Genomic DNA, 7,382 nt, shown 5'->3' with positions numbered 1-7,382 from the left:
CTGTACCCGTTTTTCCCTTGATGTCAGTGATTGTTCGCTTCGTCAGCCAGGAGGTGGGAGCCTTCCACACAAGTCGACTTGGCCGTCGAGTTGGTTCGGTGTAAACTATTAGCAGCATCTTGTTTCACCCGCGATGATACCGGCAGTCATGGCGGGAAACCTCCTGCTTGTCGTGTTGTTCTGGCTGGTGACGCGGAGAGGCGGGTCAGCTGATTCCAGGATGCGCTGGTTCGGCCTTGGCATGGGCGCGGCTACACAATGGCGTTTCTGTACTTTGCCATAGGCGCCATTGTCGGGACGCTGACGAAATTGCCTGTGGCTGCGGCAGCGTTCATCCGGTTCTTGTTCGGCTGGCCGCAGTTCGTAACAGCCGTAATAAGCGGAGCCCTATCCTCGCTGATTGCGCGTCGTATCAAACCGATTTCCTGAACTGCTGTTCCAGGTCTACCACAGTTCCTGCCGATTTTCCCGAACGGTTGAATCCATGGTCAGCATAGTGTGGAGCAGTGTCTTGACTTCATACTATCCTGTTATACAATTCACATGTTACCATGAAATCAGTGACGGAATCCGGGTATTCGTATGTGTGTTGGTAGAAATGTCCGTCAATACACCATACGTGTATGGGGGAAAAAAGGAGGCACTGCGTTGGAGTGTCTTTTGCCTGCGAAAATCGCTGAACTGACGACGACCAGCGGAGAGAGGAAGGTCGGACTCAGCTTCAGACGATTAGCCGTGCTCGCTGGAGCCGAGCTGTTTACGAAAAACAGTCTCATTGCCCTGTCCGCCCGCTGTCACCGATCTTCCTGGCGAGGAGTCCTGCGCAATTGGGTGCTGGTGTACTTCTTCAATATGGCTTGGTCAGTTCTTGTGGCACTCCTGATCTTTGGTGCTATCGACAGGCAGTTTGTCATGCGGTATGACAAAAAACTGATGTCTTTCTTCAATATAAACACACCCGACGACCTCATCATGGCAGTCTGATGATGCCCGTGAGTGAAAAGTCTCTACAGGAGGAACGTGTATGAGCATGAACCTGGAAGACCGTCTGAACGAGAACCCAGAGCTGAAGAAGCAGTTTGATGAACTTGACGTGTACATCGATGAGAAGGCAAGTCAACAGGGCAGCCTCATCAACGTCATGCACCGCGCCCAGGAGATTTTCGGTTATCTCCCGGATGATGTGCTCTATTATGTAGCGAAAAGGCTGAATGTGCCACGCTCGACCGTGTATGGCGTCGTGACGTTTTACCACTTCTTCAGCCGCGTTCCAAAGGGACGACACACCGTGAGCGTGTGTCTGGGGACCGCCTGCTATGTCCGCGGTGGCAGCACTGTGTATGACAGGGTGATGAAGACGCTGGGCATCAAGGCAGGGGAGACGTCACAGGACAGGCGTTTCACGCTCGACCTGGTGCGCTGTGTGGGGGCCTGTGGCCTTGCCCCTGTTGTTGTCATCGATAAAGACACGTATGGTCGCATGACGCCGGACAAAGTCGTCACGTTGCTGAACAAATACGCATAACCCTGGAAACAGAGGAGGAGACGATGAAGTCACTCGAAGAACTCAAGCGCATCAAGGAGCAGACCCTCAAGGCCATGGACCTTCGCCAGGCCAAGAACCGGGGCAAGGTCGTTGTCGCTATGGGGACCTGCGGAATTGCTGCAGGAGCCAAGGACACTCTCATGGCTGTCATTGAAGAACTTGAAAAGGCGAATATCCATGATGTCCAGGTTGTGCAGTCTGGCTGCATGGGTCTCTGTGATCGGGAACCGACGATTGAAGTATCGATGAAAGACCAGCCCAGCGTCATCTATGGAGATGTCGACGATGCCAATGCACGCCGAATCGTCCACGAGCATGTCCAGGGCGGGCAGGTCGTGGCTGAACTGGTCATCAAGCGGGGGAACATCTAGCCGGAAAGGGAGACGGGAAAACGCAATGATACGAAATCAGTTGTTGATCTGTGCAGGTGGCGCCTGTATCACAAGTGGTGAAAAGAGCGTCAAGGATGTACTCGTCGAAGAGTTGGCCAGGAACGGCATCCAGGATGAGGTTCAGATCATCGAGACGGGTTGTATGGGAGCATGCGACCTGGGTCCGATTGTCGTCGTCTATCCTGAAGGGACGTTCTACCAGAAGGTCAATGTGCAGAATGCAGGCCTTATCGTAAATGAGCACCTTGTGAAGGGCCGTACTGTTGGCGGGTTGCTGTACACTGAGCCGACCAGCGAAAGGAAGGCTCAGACCAGCGGTGATATTCCCTTCTACACGCGTCAGGTCAAGCGCGTCCTCCGTAACTGTGGCGTCATCGACCCTCTTTCTATCGAGGAGTACATCGCTCGTGACGGGTACTTCGCTCTTGGCAAGGCACTCGAGATGACGCCGGACGAAATTATCAAGACTGTACAGGATTCGGGACTGCGCGGGCGTGGCGGAGCCGGGTTTTCCACGGGCATCAAGTGGAAGGCTACGAAAGACGCGACAGGCTCGCCAAAGTACGTCGTGTGCAATGGTGACGAAGGAGATCCAGGTGCTTTCATGGACCGCAGCGTCCTCGAAGGTGACCCCCATTCGGTTATCGAGGCAATGGTCATCGCAGGATTCGCCATCGGTGCTGCAACTGGCTACATGTACGTCCGTGCCGAGTATCCGCTTGCCATCGAGCGATTCGAGTATGCGATCGGCAAGGCACGCGAATACGGGTTCCTTGGTAAGAATATCCTGAACAGTGGGTTTGATTTCGACATCGAGATTCGCATCGGTGCAGGAGCATTTGTCTGCGGCGAGGAGACTGCATTGCTCCGGTCCATCGAGGGCAAGCGTGGAACGCCAAGTATCAAGCCTCCATTCCCGGCTCAGGCAGGCTTGTGGGGCAAGCCGACGCTCATCAATAATGTGGAGACGTATGCCAACATCGCGCCCATTCTCATCAATGGAGCAGACTGGTTCCGCAGTGTCGGAACGTCGAAGAGTCCGGGCACCAAGGTCTTCGCTTTGGTCGGGAAAGTCCAGAACACGGGACTCGTCGAGGTGCCCATGGGCACGACGCTCCGTGAACTGGTCTTTGACATCGGTGGCGGAATCCGTGACGGCAAAAAGTTCAAGGCGGCTCAGACTGGAGGTCCGTCCGGAGGAGTCATTACCGCTGACTATCTGGATATGCCCATCGATTTCGATACGGTCAAGGAGATTGGGACGATCATGGGTTCCGGTGGTCTTGTCATCCTCGACGAGGACAACTGCATGGTCGATGTTGCTAAGTTCTATCTCGGGTTCACGGTTGATGAGTCGTGTGGGAAGTGCACGCCTTGCCGGGAGGGGACCAGACAGATGTACCATATTATGGAACGCATCTGTGATGGCAAGGGCCAGCATAGCGACATCGAGAGACTGAGTAAGCTGGCCAATGTCATAAAGGATACGTCACTCTGCGGATTGGGGCAGACAGCCCCCAATCCCGTTCTTTCCACTATTCGCTTTTTTGAAGATGAGTACCGCGCGCATATTGAGGACAAGAAATGTCCAGCACATGTCTGCAAGCATCTGCTCACCTACAGCATCAATCCGGACAAGTGTGTTGGTTGTACTGCGTGTGCACGTCAGTGCCTCGTCCACGCTATCACCGGCGAGGTCAAGAAAATTCACGTGATCGACCAGAGCAAATGTACCAAGTGTGGTTCCTGCTATGAAATCTGTCGTTTTAGTGCGATCCGCAAAGAGTAATTCACCCGGAGGAACTTCATGGAGACGAGAATGCTGAATGTGAAAATCAATGGACGGGACTACCAGGTGCCGGACGGGACGACAATCCTTAGGGCCGCCAGGGAGTATGCAAAGATTGACGTGCCGACTCTCTGCTATCTAGAGGGAATCAGCGAGGAGGGCGCATGCGCCATCTGTGTCGTTGAGATCAAGGGTGCCCGTAACCTCCAGCGCGCATGTTTGACCAAGGTCAGTGAGGGCATGGAGGTCTGGACCAATACTTCGCGCGTTCGCGAGGCTCGCAAGCTCAATGTCGAGTTGCTGCTGGCCAATCACCCGAAGGATTGCCTTACGTGTGAGAGGAGCCAGAACTGCGATCTTCGTGAGCTGGCGTCTGAGCTGGGGGTGCGGGAAGTGGAGTTCCCGCGAACCCGCACAGAGTGGCTGCCGGTTGACAACACATCGCTGTCACTGGTACGCGACCCCAATAAATGCGTGCTCTGCAGACGCTGCGTAAACGTGTGTGCCAAGGTTCAATCCGTCTATGCTATCGATATCATGGGGCGCGGTTCGAACAGTACTGTCTCAACATTCCTGGACGAAGGCTTGGGGAACGTCGAGTGTGTGAACTGTGGACAGTGCCTGCTTGTTTGCCCGACTGGTGCCATCACCGAGCGTAGCGAGATTCCAGACGTATGGAAGGCGCTGGGAGACCCGGACAAGGTCGTGGTTGTTGAGACAGCTCCGGCGGTGCGCGTCGCCATCGGTGAGGAGTTTGGCATGCCTGACGGGACGCAGGCGACTGGCAAGATGGCCGCCGCGCTCCGGAGTCTTGGCTTTGACGAGGTTTTTGACACTGATTTCTCGGCGGACTTGACCATCATGGAGGAGGGATTCGAACTCATCGGGCGTATCAAGAACGGAGGCGTTTTGCCGCTCATTACGTCCTGCTCACCAGGCTGGGTCAAGTTTGCAGAGACGTTCTTCCCAAAGGTGCTGGACCACGTTTCTACCTGCAAGTCGCCTCAGCAGATGTTCGGTACGGTGACGAAGACGTACTGGGCCGAGAAGATGGGGATCGACCCGAGGAAGATCGTTGTCGTGTCTGTCATGCCGTGCACTGCCAAGAAATTCGAGAAGGAACGGCCTGAGATGAAGACGGCATTCCACTACTGGCAGGAGAAGTTGGGACTCAAAGACGAGGAGGCGTTCAAAGACGTCGACTGCGTCCTGACAACTCGCGAGGCCGCCAAGATGATCCGCGAAGCGGGCATCGACTTCGCAAGCCTCCCAGATGAAGATTTCGACAAGCCGCTGGGTGAATCGACGGGCGCGGGCGTCATCTTCGGGGCCACGGGTGGCGTCATGGAAGCTGCGCTGCGGACTGCCTATGAAGTCATGACCAAGAAGTCACTGGCGAAGCTCGACTTCGAGGATGTGCGTGGACTGGAGGGCATCAAGAGTGCTGATATCGACATCGACGGGACGATCCTGAAGGTCGCTGTAGCTAACGGACTAGGAAACGCGCGTGTGCTCATGGAACAGGTGCAGAAGGGCGAATCGCCCTACCACTTCATCGAGATCATGTGCTGCCCTGGTGGTTGTCTCGGCGGAGGTGGACAGCCCATTTCGGACAATCCGGACATCAAGAAGAAGCGTGCCGAGGCCATCTACCGTGAGGATGCGGGCAAGCCGATCCGTAAGTCGCATGAGAATCCGGAGATCAAGAAGATCTACAAGGATTTCCTGGGTGAGCCGAACAGCGAGAAGGCTCATCATCTGCTGCATACCGAATACTGCGATCGGAGCTGCGAGTAGAACGGGAACACATGGAGGCGCCCGCCAGCAGGCGGGCGCCTCCAGCGCTCTACAGGAACGAGGGGGGAGGTACGTCAATGGACAGCACAAAGCACGTTGGAGTCATTGCAATCATTATCAGCAAGCGTGAGACGACGGCTCCGAAGGTGAACCAGATACTCACGAACCATGGAGACCTCATCATCGGACGCCTGGGGCTGCCATATGGAGACCATGGTCTGCATGTGATTTCGCTCATCGTCGACGGCGATAAGGAGCAGCTGCAGAGCCTGACTGTGGAACTGACTGCAGTGCCGGACACTATTGTCGAATCGACGATGAGTCCGGTCTGCCTCTGATAGGCTGGAGGCTGGGACGGAAAGCCCCTGTGGTGACAGGCGGGTGCTGCCAAGGGTACCAGACAACGCCAGCCGTCCATATCGAGCAGGGAATGGGAAAAGGGAGAGACAGCAAGGGGTCTGTGGAAAATCGTTTCAGCAGGGAACATGTGCGAAACGATCGGCGCTCGGGTGGTTTCCATGTGGTGCAGAGCGCGGTTGGTTCTTTTGAGGGGAGCCGCAGTGCTCCGGGAAAAAAACGATCAGGGAGGAAAGCATGGAGTTGGACAATGTCACTCGACCAGCGGGCCAGGCGCAGCCGCTGAGCGACGAAGACAAGCGTTTTCTGCGTGAGCTGGTAGAGACAAATCGTATTGAGCATCACGGCCGGCTGTCGTACATGGACATCATGTTTGAACTGGAACACCACTATGGTAACTCCCTCCCGGGACCTGTGCTGGGCGAAGTCGCTCGACTCCTCGGGACCTCGCCTGCGCAGCTCAATGGTTTTGTGACCTTCTATACGATGCTGTCGACCGAGCCACGGGGACAGCATGTAATCCGTGTCTGTACAAGCGGGCCATGTCATGTGACGGGTGCTCCGGCAATACTGAGCAGTCTGAGGCAGTTGCTCGGTGTCGATATTGACGAAACAACTTCGGACGGGATGTTTACGCTGGAAGCTTCCAGCTGTCTTGGCATCTGTGGTGTTTCTCCGGCCCTCATGATCGATGACGACGCGTATGGAAACCTTATGCCGGAAGACCTGCCACGGATTCTCGACGCAAAGCGCGCGGGAGGTGCACGGTGAAGCTGTTCTCAACCCAGATTGTCGTTCCTGTTGACTCCAACTCTGTCCTTCAGGGCGCTCTTGAAGTCAAGCACGTCCTGGAAGAGACGATTGCCAAGTACAACCTGGGCAGTCAGGTCTCGGTGGTCGAGACTGGTGCTCTTGGTATCTATGACCAGGGTGTCGTTCTGGCTGTCTTCCCGGATGACGTCTACTACGGCAACGTCATGCCTTCAGACGTTGAGGAGATCGTCACGGAGCACCTCCTGAAAGGGCGTGTCGTCTCGCGCCTCACGATTGATCGCTCTCTCTCGTCCAAGCGACTGGTCGAGAAGGAGACAGGGAAAAGCCAGCAGAAAATCGTCCTGAGAAACGCAGGACTCATCGATCCACAAAACATCGATGAGTACATTGCGCGTGACGGTTATGAAGCGCTGGCCAAGGCTCTCGCGATGCAGCCCGGTGAGGTTATCCAGATCCTGACCGACAGCAAGCTCCAAGGACGAGGGGGCGCGGGGTTCCCGACAGGGTTGAAGTGGGGCATGGTCGCGAAGGAGCAGAGCGACGAGAAGTACATCGTGTGCAACGCTGACGAAGGTGAACCCGGCACGTTCAAAGATCGCCTCATTCTCGAGGGAGATCCACACAGTATCGTCGAAGCTATGACCATTGCCGGCTACGCTACCGGGGCTCACGTCGGTATCGTCTATGTCCGTGGCGAGTACTTCATGTCGATAGCGCGCCTCAAGAA

8 protein-coding genes and 1 pseudogene are annotated in these 7,382 nt (G+C 55.6%); all 9 read left to right on the top strand.

Translation table 11 applies throughout. The annotated features are described in order from the left end of the window. Nucleotides 1–258: 258 nt before the first annotated feature. Nucleotides 259–429 (top strand): hypothetical protein, encoded by a 171-nt coding sequence (locus SMC1_RS10610; RefSeq protein WP_165849270.1) that lies wholly within the window; start codon nucleotides 259–261, stop codon nucleotides 427–429. Nucleotides 430–660: 231 nt separating this feature from the next. Then, nucleotides 661–984 (top strand): formate/nitrite transporter family protein, encoded by a 324-nt coding sequence (locus SMC1_RS06265; protein ID WP_165849269.1) that lies wholly within the window; start codon nucleotides 661–663, stop codon nucleotides 982–984. 40 nt (nucleotides 985–1,024) lie between these two features. Continuing rightward, nucleotides 1,025–1,525, top strand: coding sequence for an NADH-quinone oxidoreductase subunit NuoE (nuoE, locus tag SMC1_RS06260; protein ID WP_243626509.1), 501 nt, complete (start codon nucleotides 1,025–1,027; stop codon nucleotides 1,523–1,525). A 23-nt stretch (nucleotides 1,526–1,548) separates the two neighbouring features. Continuing rightward, on the top strand, nucleotides 1,549–1,917 hold the full coding sequence (locus tag SMC1_RS06255) for a (2Fe-2S) ferredoxin domain-containing protein (RefSeq protein ID WP_119085921.1): 369 nt from the start codon (nucleotides 1,549–1,551) through the stop codon (nucleotides 1,915–1,917). Between the two features lie 25 nt (nucleotides 1,918–1,942). After that, complete coding sequence (nuoF, locus tag SMC1_RS06250) at nucleotides 1,943–3,727, top strand: NADH-quinone oxidoreductase subunit NuoF (protein WP_119085920.1); 1,785 nt, start codon at nucleotides 1,943–1,945, stop codon at nucleotides 3,725–3,727. Between the two features lie 30 nt (nucleotides 3,728–3,757). After that, nucleotides 3,758–5,524 carry an NADH-dependent [FeFe] hydrogenase, group A6 gene (locus tag SMC1_RS06245; RefSeq protein WP_243626506.1) on the top strand — a complete coding sequence of 589 codons (1,767 nt, stop codon included), beginning with the start codon at nucleotides 3,758–3,760 and terminating at the stop codon, nucleotides 5,522–5,524. Between the two features lie 77 nt (nucleotides 5,525–5,601). Beyond that, nucleotides 5,602–5,862: a TM1266 family iron-only hydrogenase system putative regulator gene (locus tag SMC1_RS06240; RefSeq protein ID WP_119085918.1), complete on the top strand. Its 261-nt coding sequence runs from the start codon at nucleotides 5,602–5,604 to the stop codon at nucleotides 5,860–5,862. A 256-nt stretch (nucleotides 5,863–6,118) separates the two neighbouring features. After that, nucleotides 6,119–6,652: a complex I 24 kDa subunit family protein gene (locus tag SMC1_RS06235; RefSeq protein ID WP_119085917.1), complete on the top strand. Its 534-nt coding sequence runs from the start codon at nucleotides 6,119–6,121 to the stop codon at nucleotides 6,650–6,652. Continuing rightward, nucleotides 6,649–7,382, top strand: a pseudogene (locus tag SMC1_RS06230) (NADP oxidoreductase); the annotation flags it as partial. The gene SMC1_RS06235 and the pseudogene SMC1_RS06230, both read left to right, overlap by 4 nt.

Origin of the sequence: Candidatus Cryosericum septentrionale (assembly GCF_003570995.1) — a bacterium.
Lineage (GTDB): Bacteria > Caldisericota > Caldisericia > Cryosericales > Cryosericaceae > Cryosericum > Cryosericum septentrionale.
The sequence above is the reverse complement of the archived record's forward strand: the minus strand, read 5'-3'. Positions and strand labels throughout refer to the sequence as shown.